We start from the raw sequence: 245 nt of genomic DNA, 5'->3' as shown, positions 1-245 counted from the left end.
GCTGTAGCGCTTTCCCTTGCCGGGACGGCGGAGATTTGTCGGGGACTGACTGAATGAGCCTTTTGGCTAGACTCGCGCCGCACCTTCCTTACGTGCGCCGCTACGCTCGCGCTCTGACCGGCGATCAATCCACGGGCGACAACTATGTGCGCGGCGCGCTTGAGGCCCTGGCGGCCGGCGAGCAGCAGCTGGCCTCGGACATGACGCCGCGCGTGGCCCTGTATCACGTGTTCCACGCCATCTGG

Annotated in this window: 1 pseudogene; it reads left to right on the top strand. The window is 66.1% G+C overall.

What is annotated here, in order from left to right:
- Positions 1-53: 53 nt before the first annotated feature.
- Positions 54-245, top strand: a pseudogene (locus tag CVH10_RS23415) (response regulator); the annotation flags it as partial.

Source organism: Halomonas sp. ND22Bw, assembly GCF_003011945.1.
GTDB lineage: Bacteria > Pseudomonadota > Gammaproteobacteria > Pseudomonadales > Halomonadaceae > Halomonas > Halomonas halophila.
The sequence above is the reverse complement of the archived record's forward strand: the minus strand, read 5'-3'. Positions and strand labels throughout refer to the sequence as shown.